This window comes from Priestia sp. YIM B13491, from assembly GCF_042787605.1.
Classification (GTDB): domain Bacteria; phylum Bacillota; class Bacilli; order Bacillales; family Bacillaceae_H; genus Priestia; species Priestia megaterium_E.
Genome location: NZ_JBHZOR010000001.1, coordinates 942,239 through 962,967, shown reverse-complemented (window position 1 = coordinate 962,967; position 20,729 = coordinate 942,239). Strand labels below are relative to the sequence as shown.

Annotated in this window: 18 protein-coding genes and 1 tRNA gene; 7 read left to right on the top strand and 12 right to left on the bottom strand. The window is 39.6% G+C overall.

All coding sequences use genetic code 11. From position 1 onward, the window contains the following. Positions 1-48: 48 nt before the first annotated feature. The 3 genes from ACFX4E_RS04905 to ACFX4E_RS04895 form a co-directional block, all read right to left on the bottom strand. Positions 49-1,572 (bottom strand): ABC transporter permease/substrate-binding protein, encoded by a 1,524-nt coding sequence (locus tag ACFX4E_RS04905; protein WP_028410980.1) that lies wholly within the window; start codon positions 1,570-1,572, stop codon positions 49-51. Next, positions 1,572-2,522 (bottom strand): ABC transporter ATP-binding protein, encoded by a 951-nt coding sequence (locus tag ACFX4E_RS04900; RefSeq protein ID WP_098579882.1) that lies wholly within the window; start codon positions 2,520-2,522, stop codon positions 1,572-1,574. Before ACFX4E_RS04900 ends, ACFX4E_RS04905 begins: the two co-directional genes overlap by 1 nt. Before the next feature lie 265 nt (positions 2,523-2,787). Further along, positions 2,788-2,860, bottom strand: a tRNA-Thr gene (locus ACFX4E_RS04895). A 209-nt stretch (positions 2,861-3,069) separates the two neighbouring features. On the opposite strand from ACFX4E_RS04895, the gene ACFX4E_RS04890 reads away from it, so the two are divergent. Continuing rightward, positions 3,070-4,122, top strand: coding sequence for an aromatic ring-hydroxylating oxygenase subunit alpha (locus tag ACFX4E_RS04890; RefSeq protein ID WP_063248321.1), 1,053 nt, complete (start codon positions 3,070-3,072; stop codon positions 4,120-4,122). A gap of 34 nt (positions 4,123-4,156) precedes the next feature. Here the strand turns inward: ACFX4E_RS04890 and ACFX4E_RS04885 are convergent, their stop codons facing one another. Then, positions 4,157-5,680 (bottom strand): DHA2 family efflux MFS transporter permease subunit, encoded by a 1,524-nt coding sequence (locus ACFX4E_RS04885; RefSeq protein ID WP_098526136.1) that lies wholly within the window; start codon positions 5,678-5,680, stop codon positions 4,157-4,159. Positions 5,681-5,944: 264 nt separating this feature from the next. Between ACFX4E_RS04885 and ACFX4E_RS04880 the strand changes: the two genes are divergently transcribed. Then, positions 5,945-6,847 carry a TetR/AcrR family transcriptional regulator gene (locus ACFX4E_RS04880; RefSeq protein ID WP_028410976.1) on the top strand — a complete coding sequence of 301 codons (903 nt, stop codon included), beginning with the start codon at positions 5,945-5,947 and terminating at the stop codon, positions 6,845-6,847. A 7-nt stretch (positions 6,848-6,854) separates the two neighbouring features. Here ACFX4E_RS04880 and ACFX4E_RS04875 read toward each other — a convergent pair whose 3' ends face one another. Together ACFX4E_RS04875 and ACFX4E_RS04870 are read right to left on the bottom strand one after the other, a co-directional pair. After that, positions 6,855-7,052, bottom strand: a complete 198-nt coding sequence (locus tag ACFX4E_RS04875; RefSeq protein WP_240717348.1) for a hypothetical protein — start codon at positions 7,050-7,052, stop codon at positions 6,855-6,857. Positions 7,053-7,189: 137 nt separating this feature from the next. Further along, positions 7,190-8,464, bottom strand: coding sequence for an ATP-binding protein (locus ACFX4E_RS04870; RefSeq protein WP_028410975.1), 1,275 nt, complete (start codon positions 8,462-8,464; stop codon positions 7,190-7,192). Between the two features lie 271 nt (positions 8,465-8,735). Here ACFX4E_RS04870 and ACFX4E_RS04865 point away from each other — a divergent pair, with 271 nt between their 5' ends. Continuing rightward, positions 8,736-9,500 carry a sulfite exporter TauE/SafE family protein gene (locus ACFX4E_RS04865; protein WP_025750122.1) on the top strand — a complete coding sequence of 255 codons (765 nt, stop codon included), beginning with the start codon at positions 8,736-8,738 and terminating at the stop codon, positions 9,498-9,500. A 234-nt stretch (positions 9,501-9,734) separates the two neighbouring features. After that, complete coding sequence (locus ACFX4E_RS04860; protein WP_028410974.1) at positions 9,735-11,087, top strand: cation:dicarboxylate symporter family transporter; 1,353 nt, start codon at positions 9,735-9,737, stop codon at positions 11,085-11,087. A 27-nt stretch (positions 11,088-11,114) separates the two neighbouring features. On the opposite strand, the gene ACFX4E_RS04855 is transcribed toward ACFX4E_RS04860, so the two are convergent. After that, a complete protein-coding gene (locus ACFX4E_RS04855; protein WP_013058625.1) occupies positions 11,115-11,510 on the bottom strand; it encodes a hypothetical protein in 396 nt (131 codons plus the stop codon). A gap of 70 nt (positions 11,511-11,580) precedes the next feature. Continuing rightward, positions 11,581-12,552, bottom strand: coding sequence for an NAD(P)H-dependent flavin oxidoreductase (locus tag ACFX4E_RS04850; protein WP_028410973.1), 972 nt, complete (start codon positions 12,550-12,552; stop codon positions 11,581-11,583). A 172-nt stretch (positions 12,553-12,724) separates the two neighbouring features. Here ACFX4E_RS04850 and ACFX4E_RS04845 point away from each other — a divergent pair, with 172 nt between their 5' ends. Next, the gene (locus ACFX4E_RS04845) at positions 12,725-14,767 is read left to right on the top strand and encodes a catalase (RefSeq protein WP_098249119.1); all 2,043 of its coding nucleotides are present in this window, start codon (positions 12,725-12,727) and stop codon (positions 14,765-14,767) included. A 123-nt stretch (positions 14,768-14,890) separates the two neighbouring features. Next, positions 14,891-15,604 carry a YoaK family protein gene (locus ACFX4E_RS04840; protein ID WP_028410971.1) on the top strand — a complete coding sequence of 238 codons (714 nt, stop codon included), beginning with the start codon at positions 14,891-14,893 and terminating at the stop codon, positions 15,602-15,604. A 27-nt stretch (positions 15,605-15,631) separates the two neighbouring features. On the opposite strand, the gene ACFX4E_RS04835 is transcribed toward ACFX4E_RS04840, so the two are convergent. After that, positions 15,632-16,129 carry a GNAT family N-acetyltransferase gene (locus ACFX4E_RS04835; RefSeq protein WP_028410970.1) on the bottom strand — a complete coding sequence of 166 codons (498 nt, stop codon included), beginning with the start codon at positions 16,127-16,129 and terminating at the stop codon, positions 15,632-15,634. Between the two features lie 200 nt (positions 16,130-16,329). Between ACFX4E_RS04835 and ACFX4E_RS04830 the strand changes: the two genes are divergently transcribed. After that, positions 16,330-16,911, top strand: coding sequence for a YitT family protein (locus ACFX4E_RS04830; RefSeq protein ID WP_013058630.1), 582 nt, complete (start codon positions 16,330-16,332; stop codon positions 16,909-16,911). A 37-nt stretch (positions 16,912-16,948) separates the two neighbouring features. On the opposite strand, the gene ACFX4E_RS04825 is transcribed toward ACFX4E_RS04830, so the two are convergent. From ACFX4E_RS04825 to ACFX4E_RS04815, 3 genes are all read right to left on the bottom strand, one after another. After that, entirely contained in the window at positions 16,949-17,929 is a 981-nt protein-coding gene (locus tag ACFX4E_RS04825) for an LCP family protein (RefSeq protein WP_377237848.1), read from the bottom strand. A gap of 74 nt (positions 17,930-18,003) precedes the next feature. Further along, entirely contained in the window at positions 18,004-19,926 is a 1,923-nt protein-coding gene (gene ltaS, locus ACFX4E_RS04820) for a lipoteichoic acid synthase (protein ID WP_028410968.1), read from the bottom strand. 406 nt (positions 19,927-20,332) lie between these two features. Next, a complete protein-coding gene (locus ACFX4E_RS04815; protein ID WP_060747148.1) occupies positions 20,333-20,686 on the bottom strand; it encodes a cupin domain-containing protein in 354 nt (117 codons plus the stop codon). Between the last annotated feature and the right edge of the window lie 43 nt (positions 20,687-20,729).

Sequence of the window (20,729 nt, the reverse complement as noted above, 5' to 3'; positions counted from 1 at the left end):
ATCTTCTTTCAACTAACATACTGTTGTCCTAGCTCTGTTTCTTCGTTTTTACTCTTTAATTAATCCTTTTTTCACTAAGAATTGATGAGCAACTTCTTCAGCCGTTTTTCCTTTCGCATTTACTTGATAGTTCATTTCACGCATTTCGTCATCACTGATTTTACCGCCCAGTTGATTTAAGATTTTTTTCAGTTCAGGGTGCTCTTTTAGCGTATCTTCACGAAGCACAGGCGCTCCTTGATACGGAGGGAAGAACTGCTGATCGTCTTTTAAGACTTTTAAACCAAACTGTTTGATTTCAGGGTCCGTTGCGTAAGCATCAAGCATGTTAATATCGCCTTTTTCTACAGCGCGATAGCGAAGCTTCGGCTCCATCGTTTTAATATTCGGGAAGGTAAGGCCATATTCTTTTTGAATGCCTACATAGCCGTCTTCACGATCTTTAAACTCAAGCGTAAATCCTGCTTTTACTTTATCTGTTGCATTTGCCAAATCTGAAACAGTCGTTAGATTGTTTTCTTTGGCAAATTCTTTTGTCACGGTCAATGTGTACGTATTATTAAACTTCATTGGATCTAAATAGACAAGGCCGAATTTCTTTTGAAATCCTTCTTTTGCCTGCTTGTACACCTCTGTTTCATCTTTGCTGTCCGGCTGTTCCTTTAGATGCGTCACAATGGCTGTACCCGTATATTCAGGGTACAAATCAATTTCCTTGTTACGCAGAGCCTCAAATACAAATACCGTTTTCCCAAGCGACGAACGAAGATTTACTTTCATATCGGTTTGATCTTCAATTAATTCTTTGTACATATTAATTAAAATATCTTGTTCTGCACCAATTTTCCCTCCGATAACAAGGTCTGGTTTTGTTGCGCTCATCGCTGCAAACGGAGAAACAAGAATGAGTATTAATACGAGGATCATAATAAACGAGCGTTTTTTGGACCCTTTTTTAGCTGAGTGTTCAATCGTTCGCAGAATTCCATCAAAAATAAGCGCTAATAATGCTGCTGGAATGGCTCCTAATAAAATCAAACTATTATCGCTTCGGTCAATACCAAGCAAAATTAAGCTTCCGAGTCCGCCCGCTCCGATAAGAGCCACGATTGTTGCTGTACCAATAATGAGTACCATCGCTGTGCGAATTCCGGCCATAATGACAGGAAGCGCTAGAGGAAGTTCTACTTTAATTAATCGTCTCCATGAGTTCATCCCCATGGCTTTGGATGCTTCAATTAAAGATGGGTCCACTTCTTTAATTCCGGTATATGTATTTCGTACAATAGGAAGAAGCGAATATAAAAACAGTGCAATAACCGCGGGAAAGGTTCCAATTCCGACAAGAGGAATCAGTAATCCTAATAAAGCGAGTGAAGGAATGGTTTGCAGTACGGCTGTTACACCAATGATCGGTTCAGCAATGCGGTCATGCCTCGTTAAGTACAGTCCGAGCGGCACTGAAATTAATACGGCGATAACAAGGGCCAGTACTGAAATTTGAATGTGTTCAAGAAGAGCTTGAAACAGTGCATCTCCTCGTTGATCTAATAATGTGCTTAGTGCATTCATTACAGCGTTCCTCCTTCTTTCGTTTTATCAGAAAGAAACGCTAATAGAGTTTTGCGCGTTACAACGCCAATGCGTTTGCTCCCTTTTTTCACGGCTATTGCTTCATGGTCGTAAAGGGCGTCCATTGCCTGCTGAACAGTGGCGGTTGAAGCTAGCTCTTCAGTAGGTTCTACGTCTGGCTGTTCACTTTCTTTGACAAACATATCCAATGTCTCAAATAAAGCATTTCCTTGATTTCCAATAAATGTTTTTACAAATTCATTTTTAGGCTTTTGAATGAATTCCTCTGGGGTTCCAACTTGAACAATTTCCCCGTCTTTCATTAGGCAGATACGATCTCCAAGCGTCATCGCTTCGCTCATATCGTGCGTAACAAATACAAATGTTTTTTTGATTTTTTCTTTTAAGCTAATAACATCTTGCTGAAGCTGTTCGCGGCTTAACGGATCGAGGGCACTAAAGGGTTCGTCCATTAAAATAACGGGGGGATCAGCTGCGAGGGCACGTGCTACACCTACACGTTGCTGCTGGCCACCTGAGAGCTCAGACGGCTTTCGGTTTCGATACTGCTTTGGGTCTAGTCCTACCAAGGTAAGCAGTTCATCAATGCGCGTTTTGATTTTGTTTTTCTTCCAATGCTTCATCTCGGGTACAATGGCTATATTTTCAGCGATGGTCATATGAGGAAAAAGAGCAATCTGCTGCAGAACATAACCAATGTTCCAGCGCAGCTCATGTATGTTGTGGTCCGATACGAGCTTATCTTTTATGTATAGTTCTCCTTGGGTAATATCATGAAGACGGTTAATCATTTTTAAGGTGGTTGTTTTCCCACACCCACTCGGACCAATTAAAACGAAAAACTCTCCTTCCTTAATTTCTAGATTAATATTTTTCACGGCGGTCGTACCGTCTGGATATTGCTTTGACACATTCTTAAACGTAATCAAATTATCGTTCACACTCCCTGTTGAAATTTAACCCCTAGTTTCGTGTACCCAACACTTAGAGGCAATAAACATTCTTTTAAGAATATTTCTAAATATGATTCATAAGACATAGTGGAAAAGATACACATATTTTCTCACAGCCTCCTAGTAAGGCTATCAAACTGTTAAAGTTTTCACAAGGCAGGAAAGAATAATTTGGAGAATAATTTTAAAGCCGACACAAATAAAAAAACCTTCTTTCAACAAGAAAGAAGGTTTTTTAGTATGCTAGCGACAGGGATCGAACCTGCGACCTCTTGCTTACCATGCAAGTGCTCTACCTACTGAGCTACACCAGCGTCTTGGAAAATTATATCACGTTTAAATTCATTTAGGAAGCGCTTTTTTAAATTTTTTATTGATATATTCTCTAATTTGCGTCTTCTGAAATTCTCACTTTCTACAAAGTTCCATATTTTATGTTAGAACTCCTTACATAAATTGTGTGAATTTTCTTTTTTTATATTACCCTTAGTAAAAGAGCTTACAAAAGAAGGGAAGAAAATAGATGGAACAACAACCAACCATGACAAAATCAAAAACGGCAACTCCCTACCCAAGAGACTGCACGTTCAGCCTGGAAGATTGGACGACGCTCGCTAAGTATTGGTACCCCGTCGCACGCTGCAGTGATGTAACAGAGAAACCAACGTCCGTAAAACTGCTAGATGTAAATCTAGTTCTATACCGTACCACACACAAAGTAGTAGCGGCTCGTGATTTATGCGTTCACCGAGGCACCCCGCTTAGCATGGGCTGGGTGGAAGATGATGAAATTGTCTGTCCTTACCACGGCTTCCGCTATGCAACGGACGGCGCATGCACGTCGATTCCAGCTCACCCTGATGCCAACATTTCTCCCCGCCTGTGTATGGCCGTCTATCCAGTTATTGAACGATTTGGATTAGTGTGGACTTCCCTGACAGGAGAACAAGATAACCTGCCTTACTTCGATGCGTGGGAGGATCCTGATTTTCAGCAGATTGTTTGTCCGAGCTTTGATATCATGGGTTCGGCCGGTCGTCAAATGGAAGGCTTTTTAGACGTAGCTCATTTTGCCTGGGTTCACACGGACACATTTGGTGATCGAAACAACGCCTTTGTGCCTAAATATAAAGTAAGCGATACAGATTATGGGCTTCATGTAGAATATACAAGCACCGTGAGCAATTATTCCAAAGAACAGCAGCATTTAAATCCACCTGATTTTAAATGGCTTCGCGTCTTTGATGTTTATCCGCCGTTTACAGCTACGCTAAAAGTATACTTCCCAGAAGGCGCAGAGCTGTGGATTATGAATGCAGTCTCTCCTATTTCAGCCCGCGAAACACGTTTATTCGCACCAATCGCTCGAAACTTTGACAAAGATTCTCCCGTTGAAGGTGTGTATGACTTTAACCTTCGGGTCTTTGACGAAGACCGTGAAATGGTTGAAAACCAAAAACCTGAAGACTTGCCTTTAGACCTGCAGATGGAAGCGCATATTATGGCTGATCAAACGTCCATCGGCTACCGGAAATTATTAAAGAAAATGGGCTTAAGCTTTAGATATACAAGCTAAAGAAATCCCCGCTGTCTCAGCGGGGATTTCTTTTTCATTTAGCAAACTGCTCGCGTCCTGCTTTTTCCTTTACCACTTCATCTTCACTTGCCGGCATTGCGCGTTTCATAAACAATGAAAGAATTAAGGCAACCACCACTAGTACTACTGAGACGGCAAACGCATCGTTAATCCCTTGTACCATTGCCTGCATCCCAATCTGTTCTTTCATTTGAGCTGCCCCGGCTGCGGTTGTATTCGCTGCTCCCGCTCCGCTCATTGCATCTTGAGCGAGCTCTTTTGCATGCGTAGCTGTACGGTTTGACATCACCGTTACTAAAAGAGCCGAACCAATAGCTCCCGATACTTGTTGAAGCGTGTTATTCATCGCAGTACCATGAGGATTAAAGCGCTGCGGCAGCTGATTTAATCCGTTTGTCATAACCGGCATCATCACCATAGACATTCCGAACATGCGAAGCGTGTAAAGCGTAATGAGCGTTGTATACGTCGTATCAAGCTCTAAGTTACTGAAGAAATACGTCGTAACGGCTGTAATCGTTAGACCCGTTACAGCTAGTGCACGCGCTCCGAATTTATCAAATAATTTCCCGGTAATCGGTGACATCACGCCCATTAGCAGCGCACCTGGAAGCATTAGTAATCCTGAATGAAGCGGAGAAATGCCTCGTACCGTTTGAACATAAATTGGCATTAGCAGCATGGCTGAGAATAGTGCCATTGTGATCACCATTGAAATCGTTGATGATAAAGCAAACATTGGATATTTAAAAATGCGGAATTCAAGCATAGGTGTTTTAAGCTTGAACTGACGCGTAATAAATAAAATCAGAGCCACAGCTCCTACGATAATCGTGCCGTACACTTCCACAGAATCCCAGCCTTTATCCCCTGCCGAGCTAAATCCGTATAGAAGTCCTCCAAATCCAATTGTAGATAACAAAAGAGATAAAAAATCCAAATTGATTTCCACTTTTTCTTTTTTGTCTTTTAATAGAAAGAAAGCCCCTATTAATACAATTGCAGCGATTGGCGTAACAAGGTGGAACAGCATTCTCCACTCATAGTGTTCAATTAGCCACCCTGATAAGGTAGGACCAATTGCCGGAGCAAAAATCATAACTAAACCGAAAATCCCCATCGCAGCTCCGCGTTTTTCTAACGGAAAACTTGTGAGCAATACGTTCATTAAAAGCGGCATCATAATGGCTGCGCCTGATGCTTGGATAATACGAGCGGTTAACAAGACCGAAAATACGGGCGAAGCACCGGCAAGTATTGTTCCTGCTGTAAATAAAGTCATCGCCGTTAAAAATAAGCCTCTGACAGAATAGCGCTGAATTAAAAAAGCGGTAGTTGGAATCATAATACCATTCACTAACATATAACCAGTAGAAAGCCACTGGACAGTTGACGTTGTCACATCTAAGTCTTTCATAATAGACGGAAGCGCCACATTTAATAACGTTTCATTCAACAATGAGATAAAAGCGCCAATTAACAAAATAGCAATTATGCCATAAGGGGGCTTTTCCATTTGATTTATCGATTGACTCATTATTATACCTCCTTATACTTTAAGTTCATTTTTTTAGACATATGTTCTACATAGAGTATATTATACTGTGAGTTCAATTTATGCAAGCGAAAAATCTTGTGTTCATGTCCTTTATTTTATCGACTTTTTCAGTTCTATAATCCTTTTATATCAATATATTGTCGTGATATCGTCCATTTTTTGAAAAGAACATTTGTGTAAACGTTTTAAATCATGTATCATAAAGTTGGACCATGAGTCTAATTTTACATTCAGGTGATAATAATGAATAACCGAAAAGAGCAAGTTGTAAAAAATGCACACCATCTCTTCGTTGAAAAAGGATTTCAAGCTACATCTATTCAAGACATCATTGATTATAGCGGCATTTCGAAAGGAACATTCTACAACTATTTTTCTTCAAAAAATGAATTATTAATCGCTGTTTTCACCTGGCTTCATACAACAATTGAACAAGAGCGGAATCAGCTGCTGGTTGGTAAAAGCCTGACCGATGTAGATGTATTTGTTAAACAGATTGATGCACAGATGAAAAACCATCATAAACATAAATTTTTCACATTACTTGAAGAAGTATTTGTTTCCAATGATCCCGATTTAAAAGCATACATAAAAAAAACCCAGTTTGTTGAAGTAAACTGGGTTTACAAGCGGTTCATTGATTTATTTGGACAAGAAAAGAAACCGTACCTGCTAGATTGTGCAATTATGTTTCTTGGCATGCTTCATCGCAACTTTCACTATAATTTTATGGTTAACGGCACAAATACTGACCCGCATGAGATCATAAGCTACAGTGTCAAGCGCCTGCTTCCTCTTGTAGACGAAGTAGCAAATTCAAGAGACATTTTGCTCGATCCGCAAACGATTAAAGAATGGCTTCCATCTTGCCCCAATACTAAAAATCAAATAGAACAGGACATTTCCGCAGCACTTATCGATTTAAAAAAACAGGTTCACAAACAATTTACGGATGAATTCGAACGTCAAAAATGCACAGAGCTTATTAGTTTTATTGAAGAAGAGCTGTTTAAACAATCAAATCCCCGCAAGTTTGTTGTTGATAGTGCCCTTCAATCGTTAAAGCAGCTGTCTGTCGACGAAAGTAAGACAACGCTAGAGGATTTACAGACGATGATTGATCAGTATGTGAGTGAACTTCATTAAAAAGAGATTAAGACGTAACTAAATCATTCCAATTTAAAGTCGAATAAATGGGATACATGAGCTGAATCGCTTGAGACATCGCAGTTAATTTCCGTGCAAGACTTCGCTTTCTGCGGGCGGCCGGTAAGCCTCCTCGTCGCGTACGCTCCTGTGGGCTCTCACCTGTGCCGCTTTTCCTGCAGGAGTCTTCGCCTTGCCCTCCCATCAACCGCTAGAAGCGACTAAATAGATGAAACCTACATTTACCCTGCCAATGAAAAAATCCGAATGCGTTTGATTCTCCCTCAAGAATCAAACGCATTCGGATCTTCCTTCAACTAAATAACTTTTGTCCCGACCTTTTTATTCACAAAGTGGAAACTCAAGTGAAAAGCACGTTTCTTTTCCTTTTACGCTAGACACACTCACTTTTCCCTTCATATAATGAATAATGCTGAAAGATACCATCGTTCCAAGTCCCGTACCTTTTTCTTTTGTTGTAAAATACGGTTCACCTAGCCGGTTGATTTGTTCTTGCGTCATGCCGCAGCCCGTATCAATAATATCCACAATAACAGCTCCGCCTTCTTTTCCTACTTTAATAGTTAACGTGCCTCCGTCTTGCATCGCTTCAATACTATTTTTAAATAAATTGATTAAACACTGCTGAAGCTTTCTTCTTTCTCCCATTACGAAGCACTTCACTTCTTCATCAAATGTAAAATCAATCGCGACTCCATTCATATTAGCAAGAGGAGTCATAATATGGGTGACGTGATGGATCTCTTCTGAAATATTCATTTTTTCATTTCGTTCTGGTGCAGAATTGGCAAACAGCAAGTAATCATCAATGATTTCTTTTGCGCGGTCTAGTTCATTAATCGCAATGGAAATGTAGCGTTTTTTAGCAGGTTCTTTTTCATCTTCTTGCAGCATTTGCATAAATCCTCTGCTTGCCGTTAGAGGATTTCGTACTTCATGAGAGATGCTGGCAGCTAAATGACTGACAATTTCTAGTTTCTCTGCTTTCATCAGGCGCTGCAGCACTAGTAAATTTGCCCGTATCGCTTCCCACAGTATGGTAATTACAAACATGCCTGCTACATCTAAAATCGCGAATTGAACCCACACGCTAATAGGAATGCTTGTGACGTGCAAGACAAAAATAGATACAAGCATAGCTAATAAAGAACCGATTATACTAAGACAGGTGCTCACGATAATTCTATTTTTTAATGAGAAATGTAAAAAGTATTTTGTTAGGAAAAATAAAGGAATGGATAAAATCGGAAGAGCAATTAATGTTGATAAAAACCCTACATCATACCCGCCAATTAGCAAGCGCAGCAGTAAAATAAAGACAAAAAGCAAGCTTCCTAGCGGCCAGCCTCCATATAACGTTCCTAAAATATAAGGAATTCTTCGAAGATCCATTCGATAGTCATCCGGGACATAAGCTCCGTTAACCGGAAACAAAAGGCAGAAGGTAATAGCTAAAATCGGAAATACCGCGATATAACGATCTTTCCACCAATGAATTTTTTTAGCATACTTGATTAAATAAAACATCTGTACTAAAAACAGCGCCAATAAAATAAATAAAAAATTAATTAACAAATCTTTCGTGACAAAACTCATGCATTCACCGGTCTTTCAAATGAGATAAAAATAAACTCTTTTATTGCATTTACATTTGTAACACAAATTAGAGCGTAATCATAGATAAATAAACGTATTCTATTTACTTTTTTACAACTTCCTATCACTTTATCGTCCGTTCCCTAAAATAGTGAAGGCTAAGAAAACCTTTTCAACTTCACTAAAAATATTCAGAATTTTATTTACATATGAGCTACAATGCTCTATAATCAGATCAATGTACTTGGTTTTGAGAGTAGGAGGACGAAATATGGAACTATCAATTACCTTAATGGGATTATTCGTTGGAACCCTTGTAGGCTTAACGGGGGTTGGAGGTGCCGCTTTATTAACACCTTTACTGATTGTTCTCGGCATTAACCCTTCCATTGCCGTAGGAACAGATCTTGTCTACAATTCTATCACAAAATTATTCGGAGTCGCTCAGCACTACAAACAGCGAACCATTAACTTTAAATTAGCAAAATATTTAGCCTTCGGAAGTATTCCGAGCGCTGTGCTGGCTATTGTCACACTTCATGCATTTCCATCTTTTCACGAGCATCAAGAAACGATTATTAAGCACGCTCTTGGATACGTCATGACACTGGTTGCCATTTCAATTATCTTTCGCGTCTTTTTTGATAAATTAATTCGTCCAAATCGGTTTCAAGAAATGGACTTAAATCAGAAAAAAGGATTAACAATCGGAATTGGCGTAGTCTTTGGATTCATTGTCGGACTAACATCGATTGGGTCGGGCTCATTATTTGCGATTGCGATGCTGTACTTATTTAAGCTCAAAACATCTGAGCTGGTTGGAACTGATATTGCACACGCGTTTCTTCTAGTTACGGTGGCTGGTATTTTAAATGCAAGCTTTGGAAGCGTGGATTACATGTTGACTGCTAACCTATTAACTGGATCTATTCCAGGTGTGTTAATCGGAAGCCGTTTATCAACGAAAGTGCCTTCAAGACCGCTTCAAGCCATTATGGCAACCATCATTCTAATTAGCGGAATTAAATTAATTTAACTAATAAAAAGCACATGCCTTTGCATGTGCTTTTTATTAGTTTTTTTAAAGATCTGCATTAAAAATAATAATGTTTTAAACCACTTCCCTTCCCTTCTTATACACTTCAACTAATATTTTTATTGAATTTTAGTCAAAGAGACCAATGACACTCCAAACAACCTTACGTTAAAATGTAAAAAAACATAACATCTATTGTGATATTTAAAAAATTGTACGACGAAGGGAGAACACATGACACAAGCAGCGGCAAAAAGTAAGCAAAAACCTTTTTATAAAGGTCTTTTCTTTCAAATTATGATGGCAATTGTACTTGGAATAGCCGTAGGATATCTGTGGCCAAGCTTTGGAAATGCTGTGAAACCGATTGGAGACGGTTTTATTAAGCTTATCAAAATGCTGATTGCTCCTCTTATTTTTGGAGTAGTCGTTGTTGGAATTGCCAAGGTTGGAAACATTAAAACAGTTGGGCGTATCGGCGGAAAAACCATTCTTTACTTCGAAATTGTCACAACATTCGCTCTATTGATCGGTCTATTAGTAGCAAACGTAATGAATCCCGGCACCGGTATGAATGTTGATCCTTCAAGCTTAAGCACAAGCGAAGTAGACGCGAAGACTAACGGCTCCGAACTTCCGAGTGAAGGTGATTTTTTTCTTAATATGATTCCAGACAGTGCAGTTGGTGCTTTTTCAAGCAACTCCATGCTTCAAGTGCTTTTAATTTCTTGTTTGTTTGGCATCGCGCTTGTCCATATAGGTGGAAAAACAGCAGAGACCCTTTTAAATGTATTGGAAAAAGTAAATGATGTGTTGTTTAAAATTATGGGATACATTATGAAATTAACGGCTCTTGCCACGTTTAGTGCCATGGCATTTGCAGTTAGTCAGTACGGTCTTGGAACACTTGCTGCATTCGGAAAGCTATTTATCGCTATGACAATTGCTTGTCTCGCATTTGTTCTCGTTTTAGCTGTTATTTTACGAATCTATTTAAAATTAAGTTTGTGGAAAGTCATTCTATATATACGAGAAGAAATTATGCTGGCATTTGCTACGGGTTCCACTGAAGCCGTTATGCCGCAGCTCATGGATAAATTCGAACAAGCAGGATGCAACAAAGCAGTCGTTGGCCTTGTTGTACCTACGGGCTATTCGTTTAATCTAGACGGTGCTTCCATTTACTTGTCTCTCGCCCTCGTCTTTTTAGCACAAGCAACGGGCGTGGATTTGAGCCTCACTGATCAGCTTTTAATGCTTGGTGTTCTTCTTCTTACATCTAAAGGAATGGCTGGCATTCCAGGCTCAGCCTTTGTTGCTCTCTCTGCTACTGCAGCAGCAACCGGATCCATTCCCGTAGCAGCCGTTGCTCTGATGCTCGCTCCTGATCGCTTTATGGGTAATTACCGGACCACAGTTAATATTATTGGTTATGCAGTAGCTGCTTTTATTATCGCACAATGGGAAAATTTATTAGATCTACAAAAAGCAAATGATGTGCTGGACGGAAAAATTGCGTATCAGCCCAAAAATGCTGAAATTTCTCTCCCAGAGAGTATTCCAGCCGCCAATGAAAAAGCAATTTAACAAAAAAATTTCCTGGCCGAGACAAGTCTATTTTGCTTGTTTTTCGGGCAGGAATTTAATTGTTACATGAAAGGCCTTTTGCTGAAACTTATTTTCTTCGAGTATTTTATATACCATTTGTTTAATCGTTTCTTGCGTTTTGGCATCAGCTGAAACGGAAGGCTCCATATACACATCCAGCTCTACTCTGTCTTTTGAATAAAGGGAAGAATTCACGCCCCTTGATTCATAGCCCGCTTCAGTTAAACCGCTGCTGATTTTATGCCAAATATCCAGTTTGTCCATTTGTTTAATAACAGGCTTTGCTTCTTCGTACACTTGTGCTTGCTGAGTCTTGAAAACTTCTTCTTTTTTAGTGAAAACTGCATACCCTGAACCTACTACTAAAAACGTCATAATAGCAAATGCTCGCATCCTTTTCATTCTCTCACCTCATTTAGAGATATAGATTATAAATATGCGAATAATTGCTGCAGTATGACGGCTTGTATCTCTACTTCTTTTCTACGATACTCAGCAGTCGTTCAGAACCGGCTTCTACTTCTTCTCTCATACTGTCAAAAAGCTCTTGCACCGTTGGGATACTATCAATCAGTCCAACGACTTGGCCTGCCCATCCATAGCCTTCATCAATTTTATTTTCATAAATATACCTGCAGTTTGCCCCTCCGCTAATGACGTCTTTTAACTCTTCGTACCTCTCTCCTTGCTCCTCACGCTTAATAATGTCAAGAGTGTAGTGGGACTTCAATACGCGTCCAGGTGCTCCGAACGAACGTTTAATAACCACAGTATCGGTTTCTTTCGCTTCTATAATGGCTTGTTTATACGCATCATGGGCATCTACACATTCTTTTGTCGCAATAAAACGTGTTCCCATTTCTATCCCTTCAGCGCCTAATGATAGCGCTGCCAATAATCCTTGTCCGTTTCCAATCCCTCCGCTTGCTAGGACCGGAATTGACACAGCCGCAGCTACTCGAGGAATTAATACCATTGTGCCTAGATCCTCACGTCCGATATGTCCTCCTGCTTCTTGCCCCACTGCCATGACAGCATCTGCTCCCAGCTTCTCAGCTTTTTGAGCTTGACGCACGTTGGCTACCAGTACGAGCGTTTTAATTCCCGTTCCTTTTAATCTCTCAAAAATAGGTGCGGGATTTGCTCCTGTTATGGAAACAACCGGCACACTTTCTTCTACTGCTACGTCGAGAAGTTCTTTATAAGAACCTTCTGTTTGACCTCCAACAGCAAAATTAACGCCAAAAGGACGCGAAGTTAAAGAACGTACTTTTTTAATTTCAGCTCGAAGTTTCTCAGGTGTTCGGAGCGTCATAGCCGTAATTTGTCCAAGCCCGCCTGCATTTGAGACAGCAGCCGCAAGTTCTGCGTACGCTAAATACGCAAGACCTCCTTGTACAATTGGATATTGAATCCCTAATAAATCTGTTACCCGTGTTTTCATCTATGTATCCCCTCTCCTTTTATTTTTGTATTTATGAATATTTATTCATAATCATAACAAGAAAATAACGGATTTCCTACGAAAAAATTCCAACATTTCTGTTTGCTTCAACTTTTGATAGGGTACACATTTTGTAATGATTATTAACTGAAGATCAAGGAGGAAGACATGTATGACAAAAAAGCACCCTGTAAATGAAAAAAGCAAGCAAGAACAGCTCGAGCAGTTTAAAACAGATGATCGAAACCAAGCGCTCACAACCAATCAAGGGTTAAAGCTTTCCGAAGATGAATTTTCTTTGAAAGCAGGTGAACGCGGTCCAACCCTTATGGAAGACTTTCATTTCCGTGAAAAAATGACGCATTTTGACCACGAGCGCATTCCTGAACGCATCGTTCATGCACGAGGCTTTGCTGCTCACGGAGAATTTGAACTGTATGACTCGCTCAGTGAATATACAAAAGCTAAATTTTTACAGAATCCGTCTGTAAAAACACCTGTATTTGTCCGTTTTTCTACTGTAGCAGGTTCTAAAGGTTCAGCTGAAACGGTGCGCGACGCCCGTGGTTTTGCAACAAAATTTTATACAGAAGAAGGAAACTATGACTTAGTTGGAAATAACATTCCCGTGTTCTTTATCCAAGATGCGATCAAATTCCCAGATTTAATTCACGCTGTTAAGCCTGAGCCACACAATGAAATGCCGCAGGCAGCTTCAGCACATGATACGTTTTGGGATTTTGTCGCCAATAACCAAGAGTCTGCTCACATGGTCATGTGGTCAATGTCAGACCGTGCAATTCCACGCAGTTTGCGTATGATGGAAGGCTTCGGCGTACATACTTTTCGCTTAGTTAATGCAGAAGGAAAAGCTCATTTTGTCAAATTCCACTGGAAGCCTGTGCTCGGAACGCATTCCCTTGTTTGGGACGAGGCTCAAACAATTTCTGGGAAAGACCCTGATTTTCATCGCCGCGATTTATGGGAATCGATTGAAAACGGAGACTATCCTGAATATGAGCTAGGCATTCAAATCATAGATGAAGAAGATGAATTTAAGTTCGACTTTGACATTCTCGATCCAACTAAGCTTTGGCCAGAAGAAGACATTCCCGTCAAATTGGTTGGAAAAATGACCTTAAATCGAAATGTAGACAACGTATTTGCCGAAACGGAACAAGTCGCATTCCATCCGGGGCATGTGGTACCGGGAATTGATTTTTCCAATGACCCTCTCTTACAAGGAAGATTGTTTTCATACACGGATACCCAGCTTATTCGTCTTGGCGGTCCGAATTTTCACGAACTTCCAATCAACCGTCCAGTATGCCCGTTTCATAACAATCAACGAGACGGTTACGGACGTCAAACGATTAACAAAGGGCCTGTCAGCTATCACAGAAACTCTCTAGCAGCCAATACCCCGGCTCCTGTACCAGAGTCAGAGGGCGGTTATGCTCACTATCAAGAAAAAGTGGAAGGAAGAAAAGTTCGAAGCCGAAGCGAAAGTTTTAAAGACCACTTTTCACAGGCAACGCTATTTTGGAATAGCATGAGCGACACTGAAAAAGAGCATATTATCAGTGCTTTTAGCTTTGAGCTTGGAAAAGTGAAAAGCAAGTCTGTTCAGCAGCAAGTTGTTGATATGTTTGCCAACGTCAGTACAGTGCTAGCTAAACAAGTAGCACAAGCGATTGGTGCAACGCCTCCATCAGGAACAGACGCGCCAGTGACCAAGTCATCTCCGGCTCTTAGTCAGGAACAGACGATTAAAAAGCCGAATACGCGTAAAGTAGCTGTCATTGTAGCGAATGACTTTAGCAGTGACCTACCACAAGTGTTAAACAGTTTAAAACAACAGGGCATTCAGCCTGAAATTGTAAGCACAACCCTCCAAAACGTAAAAGGAACAGACGGGTCAGAACTTGAAGTACAGCACACGTTCTTAACAAGTGATTCTGTTTTATTCGATGCGATTTATGTTGTCGGAAGCGCCTCGGCTGATGAGAAGTTTCGTAAAGAAGCACTGACGTTTGCTCAAGAAGCATTCGAGCATTTTAAACCAATTGGCGCGACGGATGAAGGTGTTAAGTGGCTAAAAGCTGCTGGTTTAGATAGCAGTCCCGGTGTCGTAACTGGAGAAACTACACGCTTTACAGATGAATTTATTGAAGCTATTTCAGCTCACCGCCACTGGAATCGTCACGTTATATAAATAACAAAAAAGATAGGGACCTACCCTATCTTTTTTCTATGAAATCGCAGTAATTGAAGAAAAGCTTCTCTTTTGCTTATACTAGATAATGCACCTTAGATTTTCAGGAGGCAGAAAGAAGACATGCTCACAAATAAATCATCTTACTTTTTACAATTAACGAAACGATTCAAAAAAGCTGCAACGGCAAATTCAGTTATCCTTGGAATTTTGTTAGCTATTGTGGGAGGTTTTCTTGATGCTTATACGTATATAAGCAGAAACGGAGTATTCGCAAATGCACAAAGTGGAAATATCGTCTTATTAGGTGTAAAGGCAGCGCAAGGTCAATGGACAGAAGCTTTTCTTCATATTCCCCCTATTGTAGCCTTTATCCTAGGTGTTGCTGTAACCGAAACATTTAAGCAGCCGCGATTTGTATCTGTACTCCCTGATACTTCTCGTATCGTATTGCTTTTAGAAATTGTCGTACTCATTATCGTTGGTTTTTTACCGTCTAGTGTTTCTAATATGTTGGTTACAGTAACAATTTCATTTGTTGCTGCTCTTCAAGTTTCTTCATTTAGAACTTTGATAAAATGGTCATATAATACAACCATGACAACCGGAAACCTTCGTACTGCTTCTCAAGCAGCATACTATGCTATATTCAAACGCGATGAAAACGCTGCTTATCAGTGCCTTCGTTTTACCGCCATTATCCTCTCTTTTTTGAGCGGTGCATTGTTAGGTTCTATTTCTACTTTTACCCTGGGGACAAAAGCAGTTTGGCTAGCTTCTGCTATTCTTTTTCTCGCTTTTGTCATTTTAAATTCAGAATCTCAAAAAAGCCTTTGAAATCAATGATTTCAAAGGCTTTTTTGATTAAACGGATTTTCTAAATGCCATAACGTGCAAATCTTTTACCGGATAAAAATCGTTATCAGGAAAGCGAACGTAACCTCTTTTAGTGTACAGCTTAATGGCATGTTCCATTGAATGATCTGTATGTAAACCTAAATAAGAACACCCTAGCTCCCGAGATTTTTTTTCACACGCTTCAAGAAGCGCGTTGGCGACTCCTTTTCGGCGATGAGACGGAGCAACTGCCAGCAGACGAATTTCGGCCCATGGAAATGGCTTTAACAATCCTCCGTATACATCCGTATTCGGCGGATAAAACAAAACGCTTCCTGCCATTTCTCCATCGATTTCAGCTACAATGCACTCAAATTTCTTTTCTTCACTCAGGGTATGTAAAATTCCCTTTCGATATCTTTTCCAGTGTGCTTCTGATTTTACAGCTGCATACTGCTCATAAGCAGCAAGCGTCACTGTTTCAATAAATGATGTTTCTTCTTCTCTAGCTTTTCGAACGATCAATTTTTTCTCCTCCATTTACCTTCTTCGTTAGTTCTTATTGTCTATGGTGAACCATGTTTATGCAACACATTTGCATTTTCAAACAGCTTCCTTTGCATATATTTAATCCGTTCATTATGGTTTCTGAAGCGGTCTTTGTGCTGAAACTCGGCTTGTCTTCATATACATATAAAGAGATTCATAGACAAGGATGAGACAGCATGTATAAAAAATTGATTGCAATTGGAATTGGCAGTGTGTTTGTTAGTATTGGAATTAACGTTTTTATTCTTCCGCTTCAGCTTGTAACAGGAGGCATTACGGGAATTAGTTTAATCATTAATTATTTACTCGGCTATAAAGTAGGTGTGATGATTTTTTGCTTGAACTTGCCGATTTACCTTCTCGCCCTAGGTTTTAACCGCTCTTATTTTTTAAATGCTATCTATGGCATGGTTCTCTCAGCCGTTATGATTGATTTGTTGTTTCCGCTTCACGGGATTTTTCACCTTCCCATTATCTTAAGCGCTTGCCTTGGAGGTGTTTTTAACGGAATTGGAACCGGCATCATGCTCCGGCAGCACGCAAGTCAAGGCGGGGTCGACTTATTTTCTCTGATACTTGCGAAATGGTTATCTTTAAACCCCGGCATCATTATTTTAGTGATTGACGCATCTATTATTATTTCAGGTATTTTACTGCTTCAAAACGATACAGCTATTTATTCATTATTCATTGTTGTATGCTCCGGTATAGTGACCAGTTTAATTACGTCATTCAAACGCATCATCGTCTATGTATAAGGAAAAAGCCTCGAGAAATGCATCTCGAGGCTTTTCTTTATTTGTCATTTAAGAATTCTTGCAGCGCTTCTTTATTTTTGTCTAAATCAATATCAAGCACCATACCCACACCGCTATACGTTTTGTTTTCAAACGATCCATCTAACGGCAGTCGCAGGCTTTGAACATCTTTCATGTTTCCTGTTACCACATCTTTAGCCAGAAGCATCATGCTTTTTGTATCTAAATTTGTATCGATATAAGGATCCATTACGCCGAGAAGCTTCGGTATTTTAAACACGCTGTTTAGGCTTGCTACTTCTTCTTTAAGCTTTAAAACGACTTCTTGCTGACGTTGAACGCGTCCAAAATCACTCATGTTATCATGACGAAAACGCACGTAGCCAAGCAGTTGTTCACCGTGTAAAACTTGGGTACCTTTGTGAAGCGTCATACCAATTCCTGAAGACATATCGTGAGGCACGGTTACTTTAATGCCATCAGGTGCAATCGTATCTACAATTTTTGAAAACCCTTCGAAGTCCACAACTGCATAATAGTTAATATCGATATCAAAATTTTGTTTGATCGTTTGACGCAGCAGCTCAGGACCTCCGAACGCGTAAGCAGCATTCAGTTTTTGCTTGCCATGTCCTGGAATATCCACGTACATATCCCTCATAAGGGAAACAATTTTCGGGTGTTTGCTTTTAGAATCGTAGTGAGCAATTAAAATAGAGTCTGTACGAGAATGCTCTTCCCCGCGCGAGTCACTTCCTAACAGCAGCATATTTACTTCTCCGTTATTTGGGAGACTGCCTTGAAACTGTTCAAATGTCGTGCCGTCATCCGCAAATTTACCATCGCTTGCCATTGATAGCCCTTGCTTATATTGGAAATAGCTGTATATGCCTCCAATGATAAGAAAAAGAAACAACAAAGCAAAGAACACTCTGCCCCATCGAACTCTTCTTCTTCTTTTGCGTCTTGTTCGCTCCACGTTTCTGTCACCAGCTTTCTTTTTCAATGAAGTTCTCATAAAACAAGCAAGTAGCTAAGCTTTTAAAAAGCTCCTCTACTTGCTTGTTTGGATTGTATGGTTGAAAGCTTACATTACTTTTCTGTTTCCTGGTCTTTTCCATACATGTATTTTGATGGATCGACCGGTTTGAAGTCATCTAATTTATTAAATCGTAATAAATCACCGTATAACACTTTATCAGAAAGTTCTAGCTCTCTTCCAACTTTCTTTTTATAAGCTTTCGCTTCGTCTGTTGCTGTGATTCTTTCTCCCGTGTTTGTATCGTAATACTTGCCGTCAATTGACGTGTATTTCGGAGAAACATAATCACCGTTTCTAAATGCTACTACCTGATCATGGTCTTTTGATAATAAATCTGTACCGAATTGAACATACTCTTTACTATCAATTCCCACTAAGTGAAGAAGCGTAGGTACTACGTCAATTTCACCGCCGTACGTATGGTTCACTCCACCTTTTACGCCTGGTACGTGAAGGAAGAACGGTACGCGTTGAAGCTGAGCGTTTTTATATGGCGTAATTTTCTCGCCAAGAACTTTTTCCATTGCTTTGTTATGATTTTCAGAAATACCGTAGTGGTCACCGTAAATCATAATAACTGAGTTGTCATATAAGCCTGAAGCTTTTAGCTCTGTAAAGAATTCTTGCAGTGATTCATCCAAATAACGAGCCGTTTGGAAATAACGGTCTACCGTTCCATCTCCTGTGTTTGCCGGCTCAATGCTAGCATCGCCTTTATCAAGGACAAATGGGAAATGGTTTGTTAATGTAATCATATGCGCATAGAAAGGCTGCTTCAATGACTGTAGCATTGGCATAGATTCTTTGAAGAATGGCTTATCTTTTAATCCATAGTTTACTTTGTTATCACCAGTCATATTGTAATAACTTGCGTCAAAGAATTTATCCACACCGAACTGTTTATAAATTTCATTACGGTTCCAGAACGTTTTATAGTCTCCGTGTAAAACGGCACTTGTATAGCCGCCCTCTTGATCTAAGATCGCTGGTGCTGCTTGGTACGTGTTGCGGCCTTTTAAGCTAAATGCTGATCCTTGAGGCAAGCCGTATAATGATGTATCCATCATAAGCTCTGCATCAGCTGTCTTACCTTGTCCTGTTTGATGGAAGAAGTTATCAAAATACATAAATTCATTTCCATTTGCTAATGAGTTTAAAAACGGCGTTACTTCTTGCCCGTTTAACTTGTAGTTAATCAGGAATGACTGAAATGATTCTAGATGAATTTTAATAATGTTTTTTCCTTTTGCTTTACCGGCATACTCAATATTTGGAGCTGCATAGTGACTTGTACTGAAGTTTTTCACTGTTGTTAAGTCATCACTGCTTGCGAATGCTCGCTGCTTTGAGTTTTTAAACGTTTGAACTGCATCATACACCGTGTAGTTGTATGCTCCTAAATATTTCACTAGGTAGTTGCGATCAAATGTTCTTGTTAGTAATTCAGGGCGATCTTTTTCAGCATAGTGCAAGTTAATTGCAAAAGCGATAGCTCCTGCCGCTAGTACCATGAACGTATAGCGGAATTTAAGGCGTGCTTTTGGCCATTCGATTTTTCTAACAAACAATAGCGCAATCAGTAAAACGATATCTACAAAGTAAAAAATATCGTGAGCTTTTACTAAATCAGCGATACTGCCTCCTAAATGACCCGCATTGCTTGTTTGCGTTAAAGTAGGCAATGTCACAAAGTCATTGAAGAATCGATAATATAAAATATTGCTGTACAAAATGACCGTCATGATTGTACTAAGGATAAGCGTCCAAACGATGGCTCTTTTCCCTTTTGCAAACAATGCTAACCCTAAAAAGATCAAAGTTGAACTAATTGGATTAATAAACAATAACGTTTTTTGCATTGAGTCACTTATATCTAAGTTGAACTCCACTTTGTAAGACATGTAAGACTTGATCCACATGAATAAAACCGCTATAAAAAAGTAAAACAACGGCTTTGAAAATAGTTTTTTCATTTTCAAATTCCTTTCACTAAAAAGTAGAGATTTCATGTTCAGCTAACCTCAGGAAAGTCCCCTACATTAAATCGTAACGGTTACGTCCTGCAAAAGATTACCTGAAAATGATTCAATTTGTCAAACAATATCATCTTCATCTCTTTTTTTAGTCATCTACAAAATTTACATTTCAACTTGTAATCTCTTATTTTTTATCGTGATGTTAATATTACACAATTGTTAATTTGTAAATTTTGTTCTCCCTATATTGCATACATATTAATTTACCACATTTCTGCTCTGCAATAAAAGTATTTTTATTTTATTAGGCATAATATTTCACATACTGAATGAAAAGGTACTATTGTACTGGACGTTATTCTTCGCTTGCTGTTAGGACTAGTAAAAATAGACTGATCTATGCTTAGTCTTTATCTTCATCAACAGCTATGCGGTCTCCGTGTGCAAAGGGCTGTGAAATAACTAGAAACTCAATCTCTTCGCTCGAACGATTCATCATTTGATGAAGAATGAACGGAAGCACTTCTATTCCTTCATGTGCTTTTACATCATAAATAATTCCGTCTACTTCTAGAGCAGCTGTTCCTTTTAGCACAAAGAAAAATTGCTGTGCTCTCGTGTGATAATGCCTTACCTCTTTCGTATGAGGAGGCATGCGCTCATGAATAATACTTACGTCTTTATTTTTCACTAGGTGCCACCCATCGCATTTTCCTCCCCACACGTAGTGTTCTGCGTTTTGCTTACTGACTTTCATGACTAGCTCCCCTTTTTCTAATAAATGAAGACCTGCAGTTGAA